General features: G+C 63.1%; 21 protein-coding genes. All 21 read left to right on the top strand.

Annotated features, from left to right (window positions below; translation table 11 throughout):
* The first annotated feature begins 17 nt into the window (after window positions 1–17).
* The 21 genes from QME24_RS11945 (at window position 18) to QME24_RS11845 (ending at window position 19580) form a co-directional block, all read left to right on the top strand.
* Window positions 18–1235: an ATP-binding protein gene (locus tag QME24_RS11945; protein WP_054906299.1), complete on the top strand. Its 1218-nt coding sequence runs from the start codon at window positions 18–20 to the stop codon at window positions 1233–1235.
* Complete coding sequence (locus QME24_RS11940; RefSeq protein WP_054906300.1) at window positions 1235–2590, top strand: sigma-54 dependent transcriptional regulator; 1356 nt, start codon at window positions 1235–1237, stop codon at window positions 2588–2590. The genes QME24_RS11945 and QME24_RS11940 overlap by 1 nt, the downstream gene beginning before the upstream one ends.
* A gap of 552 nt (window positions 2591–3142) precedes the next feature.
* Window positions 3143–3475: a flagellar hook-basal body complex protein FliE gene (gene fliE / locus QME24_RS11935; RefSeq protein ID WP_003254438.1), complete on the top strand. Its 333-nt coding sequence runs from the start codon at window positions 3143–3145 to the stop codon at window positions 3473–3475.
* A 15-nt stretch (window positions 3476–3490) separates the two neighbouring features.
* Window positions 3491–5269: a flagellar basal-body MS-ring/collar protein FliF gene (fliF, locus tag QME24_RS11930; RefSeq protein WP_054904678.1), complete on the top strand. Its 1779-nt coding sequence runs from the start codon at window positions 3491–3493 to the stop codon at window positions 5267–5269.
* The gene (fliG, locus tag QME24_RS11925; protein WP_003254434.1) at window positions 5262–6281 is read left to right on the top strand and encodes a flagellar motor switch protein FliG; all 1020 of its coding nucleotides are present in this window, start codon (window positions 5262–5264) and stop codon (window positions 6279–6281) included. Before fliF ends, fliG begins: the two co-directional genes overlap by 8 nt.
* Before the next feature lie 109 nt (window positions 6282–6390).
* Window positions 6391–7179 carry a flagellar assembly protein FliH gene (gene fliH / locus QME24_RS11920; RefSeq protein WP_280091433.1) on the top strand — a complete coding sequence of 263 codons (789 nt, stop codon included), beginning with the start codon at window positions 6391–6393 and terminating at the stop codon, window positions 7177–7179.
* Window positions 7169–8524, top strand: a complete 1356-nt coding sequence (gene fliI, locus QME24_RS11915) for a flagellar protein export ATPase FliI (RefSeq protein WP_280091434.1) — start codon at window positions 7169–7171, stop codon at window positions 8522–8524. The genes fliH and fliI overlap by 11 nt, the downstream gene beginning before the upstream one ends.
* A 6-nt stretch (window positions 8525–8530) precedes the next feature.
* The gene (fliJ, locus tag QME24_RS11910) at window positions 8531–8983 is read left to right on the top strand and encodes a flagellar export protein FliJ (RefSeq protein WP_054881275.1); all 453 of its coding nucleotides are present in this window, start codon (window positions 8531–8533) and stop codon (window positions 8981–8983) included.
* A 114-nt stretch (window positions 8984–9097) separates the two neighbouring features.
* Window positions 9098–9400 (top strand): STAS domain-containing protein, encoded by a 303-nt coding sequence (locus tag QME24_RS11905; protein ID WP_054904675.1) that lies wholly within the window; start codon window positions 9098–9100, stop codon window positions 9398–9400.
* An 8-nt stretch (window positions 9401–9408) separates the two neighbouring features.
* Complete coding sequence (locus QME24_RS11900; RefSeq protein WP_280091435.1) at window positions 9409–11100, top strand: fused response regulator/phosphatase; 1692 nt, start codon at window positions 9409–9411, stop codon at window positions 11098–11100.
* 47 nt (window positions 11101–11147) lie between these two features.
* The gene (locus QME24_RS11895; protein WP_280091436.1) at window positions 11148–11495 is read left to right on the top strand and encodes an Hpt domain-containing protein; all 348 of its coding nucleotides are present in this window, start codon (window positions 11148–11150) and stop codon (window positions 11493–11495) included.
* A gap of 70 nt (window positions 11496–11565) precedes the next feature.
* The gene (locus QME24_RS11890) at window positions 11566–12828 is read left to right on the top strand and encodes a flagellar hook-length control protein FliK (RefSeq protein WP_280091437.1); all 1263 of its coding nucleotides are present in this window, start codon (window positions 11566–11568) and stop codon (window positions 12826–12828) included.
* A 208-nt stretch (window positions 12829–13036) separates the two neighbouring features.
* Complete coding sequence (gene fliL, locus QME24_RS11885; RefSeq protein ID WP_009683213.1) at window positions 13037–13534, top strand: flagellar basal body-associated protein FliL; 498 nt, start codon at window positions 13037–13039, stop codon at window positions 13532–13534.
* A 9-nt stretch (window positions 13535–13543) separates the two neighbouring features.
* The gene (gene fliM, locus QME24_RS11880) at window positions 13544–14512 is read left to right on the top strand and encodes a flagellar motor switch protein FliM (protein ID WP_009683214.1); all 969 of its coding nucleotides are present in this window, start codon (window positions 13544–13546) and stop codon (window positions 14510–14512) included.
* A 47-nt stretch (window positions 14513–14559) separates the two neighbouring features.
* Window positions 14560–15027 (top strand): flagellar motor switch protein FliN, encoded by a 468-nt coding sequence (gene fliN / locus QME24_RS11875; RefSeq protein ID WP_029885654.1) that lies wholly within the window; start codon window positions 14560–14562, stop codon window positions 15025–15027.
* Complete coding sequence (gene fliO, locus QME24_RS11870; RefSeq protein WP_280091438.1) at window positions 15028–15474, top strand: flagellar biosynthetic protein FliO; 447 nt, start codon at window positions 15028–15030, stop codon at window positions 15472–15474.
* The gene (gene fliP, locus QME24_RS11865; protein WP_054881279.1) at window positions 15474–16241 is read left to right on the top strand and encodes a flagellar type III secretion system pore protein FliP; all 768 of its coding nucleotides are present in this window, start codon (window positions 15474–15476) and stop codon (window positions 16239–16241) included. Before fliO ends, fliP begins: the two co-directional genes overlap by 1 nt.
* Window positions 16242–16262: 21 nt before the next feature.
* On the top strand, window positions 16263–16532 hold the full coding sequence (gene fliQ / locus QME24_RS11860) for a flagellar biosynthesis protein FliQ (protein ID WP_012273497.1): 270 nt from the start codon (window positions 16263–16265) through the stop codon (window positions 16530–16532).
* A 7-nt stretch (window positions 16533–16539) separates the two neighbouring features.
* Window positions 16540–17316, top strand: coding sequence for a flagellar biosynthetic protein FliR (fliR, locus tag QME24_RS11855; RefSeq protein ID WP_054881280.1), 777 nt, complete (start codon window positions 16540–16542; stop codon window positions 17314–17316).
* Between the two features lie 2 nt (window positions 17317–17318).
* A complete protein-coding gene (gene flhB / locus QME24_RS11850) occupies window positions 17319–18461 on the top strand; it encodes a flagellar biosynthesis protein FlhB (protein ID WP_009683221.1) in 1143 nt (380 codons plus the stop codon).
* A 186-nt stretch (window positions 18462–18647) separates the two neighbouring features.
* The gene (locus QME24_RS11845) at window positions 18648–19580 is read left to right on the top strand and encodes an RHS repeat-associated core domain-containing protein (protein ID WP_082414625.1); all 933 of its coding nucleotides are present in this window, start codon (window positions 18648–18650) and stop codon (window positions 19578–19580) included.
* The last annotated feature ends 16 nt before the right edge of the window (window positions 19581–19596 follow it).

The raw sequence follows: 19596 nt of genomic DNA, 5'->3' as shown, positions 1-19596 counted from the left end.
CCACGCGAGAGAGCACGATGCCCCAGGCCGCCAAACTATCCCGAGCCCCCGGTCCGCAGGGGCATACCCCGGTCGAGCAGGACAGCCGCCAGGGTATCGAGCACACCTTCGCCCTGTTCAATCAGGTGTCCAGCCAGCTGAGCCAGTCCTACAGCCTGCTCGAAGCCCGGGTCAGCGAGCTGAAGGGCGAACTGGCGGTGGTCAGCGCCCAGCGCATCGACGAACTGAGTGAAAAGGAACGCCTGGCCAACCGCCTGCAGAACCTGCTGGACCTGCTGCCTGGCGGGGTGATCGTGATCGATGGCCAAGGCCTTGTGCGTGAAGCCAACCCGGCCGCCTGCCAACTGCTCGGCGAGCCGTTGCTCGGCCAGCTGTGGCGCCAGGTGATCGCCCGCAGCTTTGCACCGCGCAAGGACGACGGCCATGAAGTCTCGCTACGCGACGGCCGCCGCCTGTCCATCGCCACCCGTTCCCTGGACGCCGAGCCTGGCCAGTTGGTGCTGCTCAACGACCTGACTGAAACCCGACGCCTGCAGGACCAGTTGGCGCGCCATGAGCGCCTGTCGGCGCTGGGGCGCATGGTCGCCTCGCTGGCGCATCAGATCCGTACCCCCTTGTCGGCAGCCATGCTCTACGCCAGCCATCTGGCCGACAGCGCGCACGCACTGGATGCCGAAACCCGCCAGCGCTTTGCCGAGACTTTGAAAGAGCGCCTGCACGAACTGGAACACCAGGTGCGCGACATGCTGGTATTCGCCCGTGGCGAGCTGCCGCTGGGCGATCGGCTCACCCCCAAGGCCCTGTTCCAGGCCTTGCAGCAGGCCGCCCAGGCCCATGTGCAGGGCCACGCGGTGCGCTGGCAGTGCGACAGCCACCTGGGTGAGCTGCTCTGCAATCGGGACACCCTGGTGGGGGCGTTGCTCAACCTGATCGAGAATGCCTTGCAGGCCAGCGAAGGCCCGGCGCAGTTGAAAGTGCACCTGTACCGCCGCCAGCGCACCCTGCACCTGTGCGTGAGTGATGCCGGCAGCGGCATCGACGCCAGCTTGTTGGCGCGCCTGGGTGAGCCGTTTCTGACCACCAAGGCCACCGGCACCGGCCTGGGGCTGGCGGTGGTCAAGGCGGTGGTGCGGGCGCACCAGGGCAGCCTGAGCCTGCGCTCCAAGGTCGGTCGTGGCACCTGCGTGCGGGTCGAGCTGCCGTTGATCGACGGGCAATTGGCGGAGGGCGTGTAATGGCGATCAAGGTGCTGCTGGTCGAGGATGACCGCGTATTGCGCCAGGCCCTGGGTGACACGCTGGCAATCGGCGGCTTTGCCTACCAGGCAGTCGGCAGTGCCGAGGAAGCCCTGGAGGCCGTGCACAATGGCGCCTTCAGCCTGGTGGTGAGCGATGTGAACATGCCCGGCATGGATGGCCACCAGTTGCTCGCGCAGTTGCGCCGCCAGCAACCACAGTTGCCGGTGTTGTTGATGACCGCGCATGCGGCGGTCGAGCGTGCGGTGGAGGCCATGCGCCAAGGGGCTGCCGATTACCTGGTCAAACCGTTCGAGCCCAAGGCGCTGCTCACCCTGGTCGAGCGGCATGCGGCCGGCCGGGTCACGGGCGAAGAGGGGCCGGTGGCCTGCGAGCCGGCTAGCCGCCAGCTTCTGGAGCTGGCGGCGCGCGTGGCGCGCAGCGATTCCACCGTGCTGATTTCCGGTGAGTCTGGTACGGGCAAGGAAGTGCTGGCGCGCTACATTCACCAGCAATCCCCGCGGGCGGCACAGCCCTTTGTGGCGATCAACTGTGCGGCGATCCCCGACAACATGCTCGAAGCCACCTTGTTCGGGCACGAAAAGGGCGCCTTTACCGGTGCCATTGCTTCCCAGCCCGGCAAGTTCGAGCAGGCCGAGGGCGGCACCTTGCTGCTCGACGAAATTTCGGAAATGCCCATGGCACTGCAGGCCAAGCTGTTACGGGTGCTGCAGGAGCGCGAGGTAGAGCGGGTAGGCGGGCGCAAGCCGGTCAGTCTCGACATTCGGGTATTGGCCACCACCAATCGCGACCTGGCTGGCGAGGTGGCCGCGGGGCGTTTCCGTGAAGACCTGTACTACCGGCTTTCGGTCTTCCCCCTGGCCTGGCGCCCGCTGCGCGAGCGCCCTGGCGACATTCTGCAACTGGCCGAGCGCCTGCTGGCGCGGCATGTGGCGAAGATGAAGCATGCCCCGGTGCGCTTGTCGGCGCAGGCACAGGCCTGTTTGCAAGGCTACGCCTGGCCGGGCAACGTCCGTGAACTGGACAACGCCCTGCAGCGGGCGCTGATTCTGCAGCAGGGCGGGGTGATCGAAGTGGCGGATTTCTGTCTGGCAGGCGCCATTCCCTTGTCAGCTGGCAATGAGCCATTACCGACAGCCGCCGCCGAAGCCAGCGGCCTGGGGGATGACATGCGCCGCCACGAGTACCAAATGATCATCGATACCCTGCGCGCCGAACGTGGCCGCCGCAAGGAAGCCGCCGAACGGCTCGGCATCAGCCCGCGCACCCTGCGCTACAAACTGGCGCAGATGCGCGATGCCGGGTTTGACGTCGAGGCCAGCTTGTTCGGCTGACAGGCCCAGTTCCAACGCGCGACGCGGCCTGTGTGGGAGCGGGCGCGCCCGCGAAGAATCCAACCCGCTGCATGGCACCGGCTGCGCCGGTGTTCGCGGGCAAGCCCGCACGGGGATCGCATCAGGGCTGACAGGTGTTTGCCACAAGGTATGCAGCGCCTGTTAGAGCGAGCGCCGCCCGCGCGGCGCATCGCGAGCTGCGCTCGCTCCTACGTTTGTTTCGGGCCAATTATTCCTGTGGGATTTGCGCGCGAACGCCTTGGCGCATGCCTCAAAATCGCGTCGTACGAACAAGGCGGCCGCGCGCATCTGGCACAGGGGTTACTGGCCCGAAACAAACGTAGGAGCGAGCGCAGCTCGCGATGCGCCGCGCGGGCGGCGCTCAATCTCACAGGCACTGAAGATGCAGCGGCTACCCTTGCCAGGAACCATAGAATCTCCCTCAGGGGTGTGATGTTGCCTGAACGATAGAGGCTGGCACCTTTGTTGCTTTACGTAGGCTATTCGCTGCATGGGTGTCAAAAAAATGCGGCCGCAGGAGAGAGAAGGGTCATGAGCCAAGGTGTTGAATTCAATCGTCTGATGCTGGATATGCGTGCCATGCAGGCCGACGCCATGTCGCTGCCCAAGGTCACCGCTGCACCCGAGCTGGCGCCCGGTCAAAGCACCTTTGCCGACATGCTCGGCCAGGCCATAGGCAAGGTTCATGAAACCCAGCAAGCCTCGACCCAGTTGGCCAACGCCTTCGAAATCGGCAAGAGCGGCGTCGACCTCACCGACGTGATGATCGCTTCGCAGAAGGCCAGCGTGTCGATGCAGGCCATGACCCAGGTACGCAACAAGCTGGTCCAGGCGTACCAGGACATCATGCAGATGCCGGTTTGAGGACGGATGTAACCCATGGCTGAAGCAGTCGTCGATAACGCCCCCGCCAAGGCTGGTTCGCCAGCGGCCAAGCCGCCGCTGTTCGGCATGGCGTTTCTGGAAAACATCGCGCAGATGCCCATGCTGCGGCAGGTCGGCCTCATGGTCGGCCTGGCGGCCAGCGTGGCGATCGGCTTTGCCGTGGTGCTGTGGTCGCAGCAACCCGATTACCGTCCGCTGTACGGCAGCTTGTCGGGCATGGACACCAAGCAGGTCATGGACACCCTGGCTGCGGCCGACATTCCGTACAACGTCGAACCCAATTCTGGCGCCTTGCTGGTCAAGTCCGATGACCTCGCCCGCGCACGCCTGAAACTGGCCGCGGCGGGCGTGGCACCAAGCGACGGCAACGTGGGCTTCGAACTGCTCGACAAGGAGCAGGGCCTGGGCACCAGCCAGTTCATGGAGGCTACCCGCTACCGCCGCAGCCTGGAAGGCGAGCTGGCGCGCACCGTGTCGAGCCTGAACAACGTCAAGGCCGCCCGCGTTCACCTGGCCATTCCGAAAAGCTCGGTGTTCGTGCGCGACGAACGCAAGCCCAGCGCTTCGGTACTGGTCGAGTTGTACCCAGGCCGCGCCCTGGAGCCCGGGCAGGTGATGGCTATCGTCAACCTGGTCGCCACCAGCGTGCCGGAGCTGGACAAGTCACAGGTCACCGTGGTGGACCAGAAGGGCAACCTGCTGTCCGAGCAGATCCAGGATTCTGCGCTGACCCAGGCTGGCAAGCAGTTCGACTACAGCCGCCGGGTGGAAAGCATGCTCACCCAGCGTGTGCACAACATTTTGCAGCCGGTGCTGGGCAACGACCGCTACAAGGCCGAAGTGTCCGCCGACCTGGACTTCAGCGCGGTCGAGTCCACTTCCGAGCAGTTCAACCCCGACCAACCAGCGCTGCGCAGTGAGCAGTCGGTTGATGAGCAACGTGCCAGCAGCCAAGGCCCGCAGGGCGTGCCTGGGGCGCTGAGCAACCAGCCGCCCGGTGCGGCCACGGCGCCGCAGACCACCGGTGGCGCCGCCACCCCGGCAGCGGCCATTCAGCCTGGGCAACCGCTGGTCGATGCCAATGGCCAGCAGATCATGGACCCGGCCACCGGCCAGCCGATGCTCGCGCCGTACCCGTCGGACAAGCGTCAGCAAAGCACGAAGAACTTCGAGCTGGACCGCTCGATCAGCCACACCCGCCAGCAGCAAGGGCGCATGACCCGTCTGTCGGTGGCCGTGGTGGTCGACGACCAGGTCAAGATCGACCCGGCGACTGGTGACACCACCCGTGCCCCGTGGGGCAGCGAAGACCTGGCGCGCTTTACCCGCCTGGTGCAGGACGCCGTTGGTTTCGATGCCAGCCGTGGCGACAGCGTGACGGTGATCAACGTGCCGTTCGCGGCCGACCGTGGCGAGGAAATTGCCGACATCGCCTTTTACCAGCAGCCGTGGTTCTGGGATATCGTCAAGCAGGTGTTGGGCGTAGTGTTCATCCTGGTGCTGGTATTCGGTGTACTGCGGCCGGTGTTGAACAACATTACAGGGGGCGGCAAGCAAGCTGCCCCGGATAGCGACATGGAGCTGGGCGGCATGATGGGTCTGGATGGCGAACTGGCCAACGACCGCGTCAGCTTGGGTGGCCCGACAAGCATTCTGCTGCCTAGCCCAAGCGAGGGTTACGAGGCACAGCTCAACGCAATCAAAGGCCTGGTGGCCGAAGACCCGGGCCGTGTTGCCCAGGTCGTGAAAGAGTGGATCAACGCCGATGAGTGATAACCGAGCCGTTACCGCCAAGCTGAGCCGCGTGGACAAGGCGGCGATCCTGTTGCTTTCGCTGGGTGAAACCGATGCGGCTCAGGTGCTGCGGCACATGGGCCCCAAGGAGGTACAGCGGGTAGGTGTAGCCATGGCGCAGATGGGCAATGTGCACCGTGACCAGGTCGAGCAGGTGATGAGCGAGTTCGTCGACATTGTCGGCGACCAGACCAGCTTGGGCGTGGGCTCTGATGCCTATATCCGCAAGATGCTTAACCAGGCGCTGGGCGAGGACAAGGCCAACGGCCTGGTCGACCGCATCCTGCTGGGTGGCAACACCAGTGGCCTGGACAGCCTGAAGTGGATGGAGCCGCGCGCCGTGGCGGATGTGATCCGCTACGAGCACCCGCAGATCCAGGCCATCGTGGTCGCCTACCTCGACCCCGACCAGGCCGGCGAGGTACTGAGCAACTTCGACCACAAGGTGCGCCTGGACATCGTGCTGCGCGTGTCGTCGCTCAACACTGTGCAGCCAGCGGCCTTGAAGGAATTGAACCAGATTCTGGAGAAGCAGTTCTCGGGCAACTCCAACGCCGCGCGCACCACCCTGGGTGGCATCAAGCGCGCCGCCGACATCATGAACTTCCTCGACAGCTCCGTGGAAGGCGCGTTGATGGATGCGATCCGCGAAATCGACAGCGACCTGTCGGAGCAGATCGAAGACCTGATGTTCGTCTTCAACAACCTGGCCGATGTCGACGACCGCGGTATCCAGGCGCTGCTGCGCGAGGTGTCGTCGGACGTGCTGGTGGTATCGCTCAAGGGTGCCGACGAGCGCGTCAAGGACAAGATATTCAAGAACATGTCCAAGCGTGCCTCGGAGCTGCTGCGCGACGACCTGGAGGCCAAGGGCCCGGTGCGGGTCAGCGATGTGGAAACGGCGCAAAAGGAAATCCTCACCATTGCCCGGCGCATGGCCGAAGCCGGCGAGATCGTGCTTGGCGGCAAAGGCGCCGAGGAAATGATTTAAGCGGCAAGCTACAAGCGGCAAGCTAAAAGAAACAGCAGCCCTTGCGCAGCCTGCTTTTTCTTCAAACTTGCCGCTTGAAGCTTGCCGCTATGACCCACAGGCATTACCAATGTCCACCAAAGAACACCACCCCAGCGACCTGATCCGTGCCCGCGACCTCGAGGGCGTGGATGTATGGGCGTTGCCCAGTTTCGACCCGCAACCCGAGCCCCAACCTGAGCCAGAACCCGAGGTAATCGAGGACGAAATCGAGGAAGTGCCGCTGGAAGAAGTCCAGCCACTGACCCTGGAAGAGCTCGAAGCCATACGCCAGGAAGCCTACAACGAGGGCTTCGCCACCGGTGAGCGCGAGGGCTTCCATAGCACCCAGCTCAAGGTTCGCCAGGAGGCCGAAGAGGCGCTCAAGGCCAAGCTCGACAGTCTTGAGCGGCTGATGAGCAACCTGATGGCGCCGATTGCCGAGCAAGACACGCAGATCGAAAAGCAGCTGGTGCAGCTGGTCGCGCACATGACCCGCCAGGTGATCGGCCGTGAGCTGCGCACCGACTCCAGCCAGATCACCCAGGTGTTGCGCGAGGCACTCAAGTTGCTGCCCATGGGCGCGGACAACATTCGTATTCACCTCAACCCGCAGGATTTCGAGCTGGCCAAGGCCCTGCGCGAACGGCACGAGGAAAACTGGCGGCTATTGGAAGACAGCGCCTTGTTACCTGGGGGTTGCCGCATCGAAACCGCGCACAGTCGCATCGACGCGAGCATGGAAACGCGTACCGAAAAGGCCGTGGCGCAGTTGTTCGACCAGTTGCACGACCATTCCCTGCACCCGGCTCAACCCGACCTGGCGATAGACCTGGATGCGCCGCTCGAGCCTGCCGTGGACAACCCTGATGCGCCTTGAACGCACCAGTTTCAGCAAGCGTCTGGGCAGTTACGCCGAGGCCATTGCGCTGCCCGCCCAGCCCATCGTCGAAGGCCGCCTGCTGCGCATGGTCGGGCTTACCCTGGAGGCCGAAGGTCTGCGTGCCGCCGTTGGCAGCCGCTGCCTGGTGATCAACGACGACAGTTACCACCCGGTGCAGGTCGAGGCCGAGGTCATGGGCTTTGCCGGGTCCAAGGTGTTCCTCATGCCGGTGGGCAGCATTGTCGGCATTGCCCCGGGTGCACGCGTGGTGCCGCTGGATGACGGCGGCCGCCTGCCCATGGGCATGAGCATGCTCGGCCGGGTGCTGGACGGTGCGGGCCGCGCGCTGGATGGCAAGGGCGGAATGAAAGCCGAGGATTGGGTGCCGATGGACGGCCCGGTGATCAACCCGCTCAACCGCGACCCGATCAGCAAACCGCTGGATGTGGGTATTCGCAGCATCAACGGCCTGCTGACCGTCGGCCGGGGTCAGCGCCTGGGCCTGTTTGCCGGTACCGGCGTGGGTAAATCGGTATTGCTGGGCATGATGACCCGCTTCACCGAAGCGGAAATCATCGTGGTCGGCCTGATTGGCGAGCGGGGCCGCGAGGTCAAGGAATTCATCGAGCACATTCTCGGTGAGGAGGGCCTGAAGCGCTCCGTGGTGGTCGCCTCGCCGGCCGACGATGCCCCCCTGATGCGCCTGCGCGCCGCCATGTACTGCACGCGCATTGCCGAGTACTTCCGCGATAAAGGCAAGAATGTGCTGTTGCTGATGGATTCGCTGACCCGTTTTGCCCAGGCCCAGCGGGAAATTGCCCTGGCCATTGGCGAGCCGCCGGCCACGCGGGGTTATCCGCCGTCGGTGTTTGCCAAGCTGCCCAAGCTGGTGGAGCGGGCGGGTAATGGCTTGCCGGGCGGAGGGTCGATCACCGCGTTCTATACCGTGCTGTCCGAAGGTGACGATCAGCAAGACCCCATCGCGGATTCGGCGCGTGGTGTGCTTGACGGGCACTTCGTGCTGTCGCGGCGCCTCGCGGAGGAAGGCCATTACCCGGCCATCGATATCGAAGCCTCGATCAGCCGGGTGATGCCGCAGGTGGTGGATGCCGACCACTTGCGCCAGGCGCAGAAATTCAAGCAGCTGTGGTCGCGCTTGTCGCAAAGCCGCGACCTGATCAGCGTGGGTGCCTATGTGGCGGGCGGCGATCCGGAGACTGACCTGGCGATTGCCCTGCAGTCGAAGCTGGTGGGCTTCTTGCGCCAGGGCCTGCGTGAAAACGTGGGTATGGCGCTGAGCCGTGAAGAGCTGGGGGCGATCTTCACGCCCCCGGCCGGCTGATAGGCCATGGCCCTCCCTGGGCGCGCCGCGCGCCTGGCGCCGGTGGTGGACATGGCCGAAGAGGCCGAGCGCAAGGCCGCCCAGCGGCTGGGCCATTTCCAGCAGCAAGTTGCCGTCGCCCAGGCCAAGCTGGCCGAGCTGGAGCGGTTTCGCGAAGACTACCAGCAGCAGTGGCTCAACCGCGGTGGGCAGGGGGTCAATGGCAACTGGCTGGTGAACTACCAGCGCTTCCTTGGCCAGTTGGAAACGGCGATGACCCAGCAGCGGCAGAGCCTGGTCTGGCACCAGAACAACCTCGACAATGCCCGTGGTACGTGGCAGCAGGCCTACGCCCGGGTGGAGGGGCTGCGCAAGCTGGTGCAGCGCTACCTGGACGAGGCCCGCCGCGCCGAGGACAAGCGTGAGCAGCGCCTGCTGGACGAGTTGTCCCAGCGCCTGCCGCGGCAAGATCAGTTCTGAATCCGTGGCGTCGCTTTGTGAAGCGGCCTGTGGGCGCCGTGTTCTTGCCGCCCGTGCCATCGCCTGCTAAACCTTCAACAAGCTGTATTCGCCATCATCGAAGGAATCGCTCGCATGGCAGTGGAAACTGATCTCACGCAGGATGGGAAAACGTTGACGATCAAGATCAAAGGACGCTTCGATTTCAGCCAGCATCAGGAATTTCGCGGTGCTTATGAGCGCCAACCAGGCGGGCACGATCGCGTGGTTGTCGATTTGAAAGACACGACCCACCTCGACAGTTCGGCCCTGGGCATGCTGTTGCTGCTGCGTGACCATGCGGGCGAAACGGTCGAGGTGGAAGTGATGAATCCCAGCTCCGATGTGCGCAAGATTCTCGCCATCTCCAATTTCGAAAAACTCTTCAAGATCAGCTGAGCGCCGACATGCCGGCCGAACAGGCATTGACCGTACTGGTTGCCGAGGACGGTGCCGCCGACCGTCTGTTGCTGGCGCAGATCGTGCGCCGCCATGGGCACGAGGTTGTCACTGCGGAAAATGGTGAGCAGGCCGTGGCGCTGTTCGTCGAGCGGCGCCCGCAGTTGGTGCTGCTGGATGCGCTGATGCCGGTCATGGACGGCTTCGAGGCGGCGCGGCAGATCAAGGCCCTGGCCGGCGAGGCGCTGGTGCCGATCATTTTCCTCACCTCGCTGAACGAGGAGGAGGCCCTGGTGCGTTGCCTGGAAGCGGGCGGCGATGACTTCATGGCCAAGCCCTACAGCGCGGTAATACTGGCAGCCAAGATCCGCGCCATGGACCGCCTGCGTCGGTTGCAGGGTACCGTGCTGGCGCAGCGCGACCAGATCGCCCGGCACCACCACCACTTGCTCAACGAACAGCGGGTGGCCAAGGCCGTGTTCGACAAGGTGGCGCATGCCGGCTGCCTGGCGGCGCCGAACATCCGCTACCTGCAATCACCCTACGCCTTGTTCAATGGTGACCTGATGCTGGCGGCCTTCACGCCGGCCGGCGACATGCGTGTACTGCTGGGTGATTTTACCGGCCACGGCTTGCCGGCTGCGGTGGGTGCCATGCCGCTGGCGGAGGTGTTCTACGGCATGACCGCCAAGGGCTACGGCATGGCCGAGGTCCTGCGCGAGATGAACGCCAAGCTCAAGCGTATTCTGCCGGTCGACATGTTCTGCTGCGCGGTGCTGCTGAATCTGAGCATGCAGTGTGGCGCAGTAGAGGTATGGAATGGCGGCATGCCTGACGTCTACCACCTCTCGCTGGATGGCCAGGTGTTGTCGGTGCTGCAGTCTCGGCACCTGCCGCTGGGTATTCTGGCGGCCGAACGCTTCGATGCCAGCACAGAGATGTTGCCGCTGGTGCCAGGGGAGCGCCTGTTCCTGCTGTCGGACGGGGTGCTGGAAACTGCCGACGAGCAGGAGCGCCTGTTCGGCGAGCGGCGCCTGCGCGAGGTGCTGAACGCCAATCGTGACCCGGCCTGCTTGTTCGACGAGCTGCTGTTGGCCCTGGAGCGTTTTGGAGGGCACCCGCGCGACGATATCAGCCTGTGCGATATCCGCATGTTCGGTGCCAAAGAGCGGCCACCGATGCCGGTGGTGTACGCTGACAGCGGCCGGTCAAGCCCGCAGGACTGGTCGTTGGCGTTCGAGGTGCGGGGTGCCAGCCTCAAAAGTTTCAATCCGGTGCCCTACCTGGTGCAGTTGTTGCAGGAAATACCCGGCTTGCGAGCGCGCACTGGCCACTTGCACAGCGTGCTCAGCGAGTTGTATTCCAATGCGCTGGAGCATGGCGTGCTCGGTCTGGACTCGCAGCTCAAATGCGATGTGCAGGGCTTTGCCGACTATTATCAAGAACGGGCGCGGCGCCTGGCATCGCTGGCTGAAGGTTGTGTAAGCATCCGTTTCAGGGTTGAACCGTGTGGCCAGGGTGGGCGTCTGAGTATCGAAGTCAGCGACAGCGGTGCTGGTTTCGATGTGCCGAGCGTACTGGCACGGGCTGTGCCGGACCACGGCCTGAGTGGGCGTGGCCTGAAACTGGTGCGGCAGCTGGCCGGTGATGCGCGCTGGGCAGAGGGTGGGCGGTGTGCGCAGGTGGAATTCGAATGGTGAGCCCCGGGCGGGCTTGGGCATAATCTGCTTGATCAGGGAGTGAGCAAGTGATGGACATGCATATCGATCACCAGGTTCTCAAGGGCCTGCGTGAGGTCATGGAGGATGAGTATCTGACGTTGGTGGAGACGTTTCTCACGGACTCGGAGCGCCGCGTGGAGCAGCTACTCGCGGCGAAAAATGCGGCAGAACTCAGGATGGCTGCACACAGCTTCAAGGGCAGTAGCAGCAATATGGGCGCCATGGTGTTGGCCGGCCTGTGCCAGCAGCTTGAAGAGCGGGCGCGGCGGCCGCCGCTGTATGGCATCGAGGACCTGATCAGCCGCATTGATCGGGAGTATCAGGAGGTAAAGCGCTTTTATCGCGGTGAGAAAGATCGCATTTCTACCGGCTGACGACTAGTTGGCGCGAGTCTTGCTTTTCTCCGCCAGGAAGATACTCACGTTCTGGCGCGGAGACCGCTCGATGCCTGTCGCACCCAACCCTTTGCTGCAAGCCAATGCCCCCGCCAGTAGCGCGCGTTCAACTGCCCTGCAGGCAGACAAACCCGTGCAGGCGTTGGGCGACAAGGGCGACGGCTTCGACCAGGTCATGGCCCGGCAGCGGCGCAACCCGCCGGCTGGGCCCGATGACAAGGTTGCCCAGGCCAGGCCCAAGGACAAGCCGGAAGCGGCTGTTGGCGGCAAGAAAGACCCGGGCAGCAAGGCAGCGGTTGCCGATGACGGCAACAAATTGCCAGATGACGATACCGCCCAGGCCGATACCGGGCTGACGGACGCCAGCCTGGTGGCCGGGCAGGTCACCGATGGCCAGCCCGGCGGGCAGTTGATCCAGGCCCAGGCCGAGGCGGTGACGCCCGTGTTGCAAGCCGCCACGGCGCAAGCCCAACTGGCCACCGCAGTGCCGGCAGAACCCACCGAAGAAGCCTTCGACCCTGACGCCGACCCCTTGGCCAACCTGCCAACCCTGCGCCTGGCGCTGGAGCACAGCGCCCAGGCCAAAGGCAGTACTTCCGCACATGCCCTTGATCCGGCTCAGGCCCAGGGCGATGACGCCCGCGCTGCCGTCAATAGCTTGACGACTCTGGTCGAGCAAAGCGAGGGCGACGCTACCGAGTCCGGTGACGGGGCGTTCGGTGCCTTGCTCGAAGATGGCCTGAAAGACACCAAGAGCGCTGCCAGCGACACCCGTATCGACGACTTCGCCAATCGCCTGGCCAGCCTGACCCAGGCAGCCACGGCCAAGACCGCCAACGCGGTGCCGGCCAGTGCCAGCCCGCTGCACCAGCCCTTGCCGATGAACCAGAATGCGTGGGCTGAGGGCCTGGTCAACCGGGTCATGTACTTGTCCAGCCAGAATCTCAAGTCGGCGGATATCCAGCTGGAGCCGGCCGAGCTGGGCCGCCTGGACATTCGCGTCAATGTGGCGGCGGACCAGGCTACCCAGATCACGTTCATCAGCGGCCACGCGGGCGTGCGTGATGCCCTGGACAGCCAGGTGCACCGCCTGCGCGAGCTGTTCGCCCAGCAGGGGCTGGCGCAGCCCGACGTCAACGTCGCCGATCAGTCGCGGGGGCAGCAGCAGCAACAGGGCCAGGCACAGGACAGCAACCTGTCCGGGGTGGCGGCGCGACGGGCCGGGCAGGGTGGGGGCGAGGTTGTCGATAGCGCCCGGCCTGTGGAGCAGCAGGTGGTTGTCGGCGACAGTGCGATCGATTACTACGCCTGATGCCGGGTTGCCTGTTCCGGGCTGTTCGCGGGCTTGCCCGCTCCCACAGGGGTTTGCAACCTGTGCAGTACCTGTGGCAGGGGGCATGCCCGCGGATAAGACTGCAGCGCAGATCCTGCTGAAACCGAACCTCTGAATAAGCTGGCATAACACTTGCTCAGGCCAAGCCATCCTCCTTTGAACCCCCGATGGACGACGGATTATTGGCATGGCGAAGAGCGAAGCAGTCAAAGACCCCGCCACAAAAGGCAAACTCAAGCTGATCATCATGGCTGTCGTCGGCTTGTTGCTGGCGATTGGCCTTTCGGTGGGCGCTACCTGGTTCATCATGCACAAGAGCGAACCGGCGCCGGCCGCCGAGGCGGCAGCGAGCAACGTCAAGCCAGCAGCGATCTACCAGGCGCTGACCCCGGCCTTCGTGGTCAACTTCAACCAGAACGGGCGCCAGCGCTACATGCAGGTGAGCATCACCATGCAGGCGCGCAACCAGGCAGACCTGGATGCACTCAAGGTGCACATGCCGGTCATCCGCAACAACCTGGTGATGATGTTCTCCGGGCAGGGCTTCGACGCCCTCGCCAGCAGCCCTGTCGGCCAGGAAATGCTGCGCCAGAAAGCCACTGCCGTGGTCCAGGAAGTGGCGCAGAAGGAACTTGGCAAGCCGGTCATCGACCAGCTGCTGTTCACCAATTTCGTATTGCAGTAGGAGTCCGCCATGGCCGTACAGGACCTGCTGTCCCAGGATGAAATCGATGCCCTGTTGCACGGCGTCGACGACGGGCTGGTGCAGACCGAGACCGCCGCGGAGCCCGGCAGTATCAAAAGCTACGACCTGACCAGTCAGGACCGTATCGTGCGCGGTCGCATGCCGACCCTGGAAATGATCAACGAGCGTTTCGCCCGCTACACCCGCATCAGCATGTTCAACCTGCTGCGCCGCTCGGCCGACGTGGCCGTGGGTGGCGTGCAGGTGATGAAGTTCGGCGAGTACGTGCACTCGCTGTATGTGCCGACCAGCCTGAACCTGGTCAAGATCAAGCCATTGCGCGGCACTTCGCTGTTCATTCTCGACGCCAAGCTGGTGTTCAAGCTGGTGGACAATTTCTTCGGCGGCGATGGCCGCCATGCCAAGATCGAGGGCCGTGAGTTCACCCCCACCGAACTGCGCGTGGTACGCATGGTGCTGGACCAGTGCTTCGTCGACCTGAAGGAAGCCTGGCAGGCCATCATGCCGGTGTCTTTCGAGTACATGAACTCCGAGGTCAACCCGGCCATGGCCAACATCGTCGGCCCGAGCGAGGCAGTGGTGGTGTCCACCTTCCATATCGAGCTGGACGGTGGTGGCGGTGACCTGCACGTGACCATGCCGTATTCGATGATCGAGCCGGTGCGGGAAATGCTCGACGCCGGTTTCCAGTCCGACCTGGACGACCAGGACGAGCGTTGGGTCAAGGCCCTGCGCGAAGACGTGCTGGATGTTGCCGTGCCGATGACTGCCACCGTGGCCCGGCGCCAGTTGAAGCTGCGCGACATCCTGCACATGCAGCCTGGCGATGTGATACCGGTGGAGTTGCCCGAGCACCTGGTGTTGCGCGCCAATGGCGTGCCGGCGTTCAAGGCGCGGCTGGGCTCGCACAAGGGCAACCTGGCGCTGCAGATCATCGACCCGATCGAACGCCGCTGACGGCGTGCCGGTCGCCCCTAACGAATTGAATGCCTGTCGAGGAAACCATGGCTAACGAAAACGAGATCACCTCCCCAGAAGATCAGGCCTTGGCCGATGAGTGGGCCGCCGCGCTGGAAGAGACTGGTGCTGCCGGCCAGGCGGACATCGATGCGCTGCTGGGCGGTGACACCGGCAGCCACAGCGGCCCGGGCCGCCTGCCAATGGAAGAGTTCGCCAGCTCGCCCAAGCCGAACGAAAATGTCAGCCTCGAAGGCCCGAACCTGGATGTGATCCTGGATATCCCGGTGAACATCTCCATGGAAGTGGGCAGCACCGAGATCAACATCCGCAACCTGCTGCAGCTCAACCAGGGTTCGGTCATCGAGCTTGACCGCCTGGCCGGCGAGCCACTGGACGTGCTGGTCAACGGTACGTTGATCGCCCATGGCGAAGTGGTGGTGGTCAACGAGAAGTTCGGCATTCGCCTGACCGACGTGATCAGCCCCAGCGAACGCATCAAGAAGTTGCGCTGAGTGAAGGCCACGATACGCACCATCGCGGCACTTGCGGCCTTGTTGGGCAGCCACGCCTGCCTGGCAGCGGCCACCCCCACGGCCACGCCGGCAGCGGCGCCTGGCAGCCTGGGCGGGCAACTGGCGCAGATGGTCTTCGGCCTGCTGCTGGTGGTTGGCCTGATTTTCTTCCTGGCCTGGCTGCTGCGGCGTTTGCAGAGCACGGCGGTGAAGGGTGGGCAGGTGATCGAGATCGTCGGCAGCCGCGCCATCGGCCCGCGCGACCGCCTGTTGCTGGTGCAGGTGGGCAAGGAGCAGATACTGATAGGCCACACCCCGGGCAGCATCGAGGTATTGCATGTGCTGGCAGAGCCGGTGCAGGTGCCGGAAAACGCTCGCCAGGCGACGCCGGAGTTTGCCCAGCGGTTGATGGAGTTGATGGGCAAGAACCCTAAGGACAACAGGTGATGAGCGGCGCGCTGCGTAGGTTGTTGGGGCCGTTGTTGACAGTGGCGCTGTTGCTGGCCGCGCCGTTGGCGTTGGCCGCCGACCCGTTGTCGATTCCGGCCATTACCCTGTCCAATACTGCGGACGGGCAGCAGGAATATTCGGTCAGCCTGCAAATCCTGCTGATCATGACGGCGCTGAGCTTTATTCCAGCGTTCGTCATCCTCATGACCAGCTTCACCCGTATCATCATCGTGTTCTCGATCCTGCGCCAGGCCCTGGGCTTGCAGCAGACACCGTCGAACCAGCTGCTGACCGGCATGGCGCTGTTCCTGACGATGTTCATCATGGCCCCGGTGTTCGACCGGGTGAACCAGGATGCCTTGCAGCCTTACCTGAAAGAACAGATGACCGCTCAGCAGGCCATCGACAAGGCCCAGGGCCCGCTCAAGGACTTCATGCTGGCGCAAACCCGGCAAAGCGACCTGGACCTGTTCATGCGCTTGTCCAAGCGCACCGACATTGCCGGGCCCGATCAGGTGCCGCTGACCATCTTGGTGCCCGCATTCGTCACCTCCGAGCTGAAAACGGCGTTCCAGATCGGCTTCATGATTTTCATCCCGTTCCTGATCATCGACATGGTGGTGGCCAGTGTGCTGATGGCGATGGGTATGATGATGCTGTCGCCGCTGATCATTTCGCTGCCGTTCAAGATCATGCTGTTCGTGCTGGTCGATGGCTGGGCGCTGATCATGGGCACCCTGGCCAGCAGTTTCGGCGGCGTCTGACGCCGTCAAGGAGAGCCGCCGATGACACCTGAAGTCGCTGTCGACCTGTTCCGTGATGCCCTGTGGCTGACCACCCTGATGGTGGCCGTGCTGGTGGTGCCAAGCCTGCTGGTGGGCCTGGTGGTGGCGATGTTCCAGGCCGCCACGCAGATCAACGAACAGACCCTGAGCTTTCTGCCGCGCCTGCTGGTGATGCTGATCACGCTGATCGTTGCCGGGCCGTGGCTGGTGCAGAAGTTCATGGAGTACATCACCACGCTCTACACCAACATTCCGCAGCTCATAGGTTGATGCGCGGATGCTGGAGCTGACCGATACGCAGATCGGCACCTGGGTCGCCACCTTCATCCTGCCGTTGTTCAGGGTGACGGCGGTGTTGATGACCATGCCGATCTTCGGTACCCGCATGCTGCCGGCGCGGGTGCGCCTGTACGTGGCCGTGGCCATTACCGTGGTCATCGTGCCGGCGTTGCCACCGCTGCCTGAATTCGACCCGCTGAGCCTGCGCGGCCTGCTGCTGTGCGCCGAACAGATCATCGTCGGGACGTTGTTCGGCCTGGCGTTGCAGTTGCTGTTCCAGGCGTTCGTGATTGCCGGGCAGATTGTTGCGGTGCAGATGGGTATGGCCTTCGCCTCCATGGTCGACCCGGGGAACGGGGTCAACGTTACGGTGATCAGCCAGTTCATGACGATGCTGGTGAGTGTGCTGTTCCTGTTGATGAACGGCCACCTGGTGGTGTTCGAGGTGCTGACCGAAAGCTTCACCACGTTGCCGGTGGGCAATGCGCTGGTGGTCAACCACTTCTGGGAGCTCGCCGGGCGCATGGGTTGGGTGTTCGGTGCCGGCTTGCTGTTGATCCTGCCGGTGATTGCGGCGTTGCTGGTGGTGAACATTGCCTTTGGGGTGATGACCCGTGCGGCGCCGCAGCTGAACATTTTCTCCATCGGTTTCCCGTTGACCCTGGTCATGGGCATGTTCATCTTCTGGGTCGGCCTGGCCGATGTGCTGTCGCACTACCAGGCATTGGCCAGCGAAACGCTGCAGTGGCTGCGTGAATTGGCAAGGGCGGGCTGAGCATGGCTGAGAGCGAAAGCGGCCAGGACAAAACGGAAGACCCCACCGAGAAACGCAAGCGCGACTCCCGGGAAAAAGGCGAGGTCGCCCGCTCCAAGGAGTTGAACACGGTGGCGGTGACCCTGGCCGGCGCGGGTGGGCTGCTGGCGTTTGGCGGCCACTTGGCCGAAACCCTGCTGGCGTTGATGCGCATGAATTTCAGCCTGACCCGCGACATCATCGTGGACGAGCGGGCGATGGGCGCGTTTCTGCTGGCCTCGGGCAAGATGGCCATCTGGGCCGTGCAGCCGGTGCTGATCCTGCTGTTCGTGATCTCCTTCGTGGCGCCCATCGCGCTGAGCGGCTTCCTGTTCTCGGGCAGTTTGCTGCAGCCGAAATTCAGTCGCATGAATCCGTTGTCAGGCATCAAGCGCATGTTCTCGATGCATGCCTTGACCGAATTGCTGAAGGCGCTGGCCAAGTTTTTCGTGATCTTGGTAGTGGCGGTGGTGGTACTGATCAACGACCGTCAGGCGCTGCTGTCGATTGCCAACGAGCCGCTGGAGCAGGCGATCATTCACAGCCTGCAGGTGGTGGGCTGGAGTGCCTTGTGGATGTCGGCCGGGTTGTTGCTGATCGCGGCTGCGGATGTGCCGTTCCAGTTGTACCAGACGCACAAGAAACTGAAGATGACCAAGCAGGAAGTGCGCGACGAGTACAAGGACAGCGAGGGCAAGCCCGAGGTCAAGCAGCGTATTCGCCAGCTGCAGCGCGAAGTGTCGCAGCGGCGCATGATGGCGGCGGTGCCGCAGGCCGACGTGATCATCACCAACCCGACCCACTATGCGGTGGCCTTGCAGTATGACCCGGAGAAGGGTGGGGTGGCGCCGTTGCTGTTGGCCAAGGGCACGGATTTCATTGCCTTGAAGATTCGCGAAATTGGCGTGGAGCATAAGGTTCAGATCCTGGAATCGCCGGCCTTGGCGCGGGCGATCTATTACTCGACCGAGATCGAGCAGGAAATCCCCGCCGGCCTGTACCTGGCTGTGGCGCAGGTGCTGGCCTATGTGTTCCAGATCCGCCAGTACCGTGCGGGCAAGGGCAAGCGCCCTGAGCCGTTGAAGGATGACCTGCCGATCCCGCCAGACCTGCGCCGCGACAGTTGACCTTGTGCCAGGGCCTCTGGCCCTTTCGTTGACTCGCCTGCTCCCTCGGGTGCGACGCTGCCATTGAGCTCAGGCATCAGAGATGACACTCAGCAATTAGTCAATTTTTTCAATTGGTATTTTTGTCAGTTGTAGGCAGTGCGAAGGGTTGTGAATATTGTCACTCTGCACTAGGAGGGGCTTGCCATGAATTCACCTCGCCATGAATCCGCGACAACTGTGACGATCGGCTTATCAGAAAAAAACAACAAGACTGAGCGTACTGATGTGCGACAGCACTTTGCATTCACCCCGTATGGCTTTGCAGGGGGCTTGTTCTGTTATTTTTCATCCCTGGGATTCAATGGGCAGTGGGCAGAGGCACTGGCGAATTTATATTTTTTGGGTGCGGGTCGTCGGGGATATAGCACGGTTCTGATGAGGTTCCTAAGCTCTGATCGTGCCAGCCCATTTCGAGCAGGTGGCATCAACCCCTATGCATATTGTGAGGGCGATCCTGTCAATTACCACGATAACTCCGGGCTCAACCGTCGTCCTTCAATACGTAGGCACTGGATGAGCCCCAGTTTCGTAGAAGGCGGGCTTCAAAACAAAGGAAGGGCAGACGCCCGACCCTATCAAGTGGGGCAGCGCCGCCATTCGTTTAATGGATTTGATCGACCAGAGTCGAAAGCGCTCGTTGGGTTTCATGCTTCGAGAACGGAATATGCTGAAGCTATGACCGGAACTTTACAGGGCCGTAAAGACGTCTTGATGACTCCGCTTTCTCAGCATAAAAAATTCGGAGTGGATCCGCATTATTTCAGACCTGATAATGAGTTTGGAGCAGGTTTTTACGCTGGGGAGTATGGTGTTGCCAAGTTTTATGCAGCTAAGCGGGGCGCCCAGAGCCAATCCTCTACCACGGTGTTCAGTGTCTATGTAGACAACGCAGTAGGTATGCAGCCCGGCTTGCACTACCATGCAGGCTTGCTGAAGCACGGTGCGAAGCCTCCCTATCCGGAAACGCCCTATTTTTTTCAGTTCGCATTATTGCGAAGAGTGATATCGCGCGTTTCGCTTAAAATGGGAGTGGTGCGTGGTGAATCCCCGGTGCCGCTGAGGCCCAACGAAGTCTGACGCTATCAGTGGTTTG

This window comes from Pseudomonas sp. PARCl1, assembly GCF_947311875.1.
Taxonomy (GTDB): domain Bacteria; phylum Pseudomonadota; class Gammaproteobacteria; order Pseudomonadales; family Pseudomonadaceae; genus Aquipseudomonas; species Aquipseudomonas juntendi.
The sequence above is the reverse complement of the archived record's forward strand: the minus strand, read 5'-3'. Positions and strand labels throughout refer to the sequence as shown.

Excerpts from the sequence above, each read along its gene's own strand:
- QME24_RS11945 (WP_054906299.1), top strand. The coding sequence starts at position 18 with ATGCCCCAGGCCGCCAAACTATCCCGAGCCCCCGGTCCGCAGGGGCAT.
- QME24_RS11940 (WP_054906300.1), top strand. The coding sequence starts at position 1,235 with ATGGCGATCAAGGTGCTGCTGGTCGAGGATGACCGCGTATTGCGCCAG.
- fliE (WP_003254438.1), top strand. The coding sequence starts at position 3,143 with ATGAGCCAAGGTGTTGAATTCAATCGTCTGATGCTGGATATGCGTGCC.
- fliF (WP_054904678.1), top strand. The coding sequence starts at position 3,491 with ATGGCTGAAGCAGTCGTCGATAACGCCCCCGCCAAGGCTGGTTCGCCA.
- fliG (WP_003254434.1), top strand. The coding sequence starts at position 5,262 with ATGAGTGATAACCGAGCCGTTACCGCCAAGCTGAGCCGCGTGGACAAG.
- fliH (WP_280091433.1), top strand. The coding sequence starts at position 6,391 with ATGTCCACCAAAGAACACCACCCCAGCGACCTGATCCGTGCCCGCGAC.
- fliI (WP_280091434.1), top strand. The coding sequence starts at position 7,169 with ATGCGCCTTGAACGCACCAGTTTCAGCAAGCGTCTGGGCAGTTACGCC.
- fliJ (WP_054881275.1), top strand. The coding sequence starts at position 8,531 with ATGGCCCTCCCTGGGCGCGCCGCGCGCCTGGCGCCGGTGGTGGACATG.
- QME24_RS11905 (WP_054904675.1), top strand. The coding sequence starts at position 9,098 with ATGGCAGTGGAAACTGATCTCACGCAGGATGGGAAAACGTTGACGATC.
- QME24_RS11900 (WP_280091435.1), top strand. The coding sequence starts at position 9,409 with ATGCCGGCCGAACAGGCATTGACCGTACTGGTTGCCGAGGACGGTGCC.
- QME24_RS11890 (WP_280091437.1), top strand. The coding sequence starts at position 11,566 with ATGCCTGTCGCACCCAACCCTTTGCTGCAAGCCAATGCCCCCGCCAGT.
- fliL (WP_009683213.1), top strand. The coding sequence starts at position 13,037 with ATGGCGAAGAGCGAAGCAGTCAAAGACCCCGCCACAAAAGGCAAACTC.
- fliM (WP_009683214.1), top strand. The coding sequence starts at position 13,544 with ATGGCCGTACAGGACCTGCTGTCCCAGGATGAAATCGATGCCCTGTTG.
- fliN (WP_029885654.1), top strand. The coding sequence starts at position 14,560 with ATGGCTAACGAAAACGAGATCACCTCCCCAGAAGATCAGGCCTTGGCC.
- fliP (WP_054881279.1), top strand. The coding sequence starts at position 15,474 with ATGAGCGGCGCGCTGCGTAGGTTGTTGGGGCCGTTGTTGACAGTGGCG.
- fliQ (WP_012273497.1), top strand. The coding sequence starts at position 16,263 with ATGACACCTGAAGTCGCTGTCGACCTGTTCCGTGATGCCCTGTGGCTG.
- fliR (WP_054881280.1), top strand. The coding sequence starts at position 16,540 with ATGCTGGAGCTGACCGATACGCAGATCGGCACCTGGGTCGCCACCTTC.
- flhB (WP_009683221.1), top strand. The coding sequence starts at position 17,319 with ATGGCTGAGAGCGAAAGCGGCCAGGACAAAACGGAAGACCCCACCGAG.
- QME24_RS11845 (WP_082414625.1), top strand. The coding sequence starts at position 18,648 with ATGAATTCACCTCGCCATGAATCCGCGACAACTGTGACGATCGGCTTA.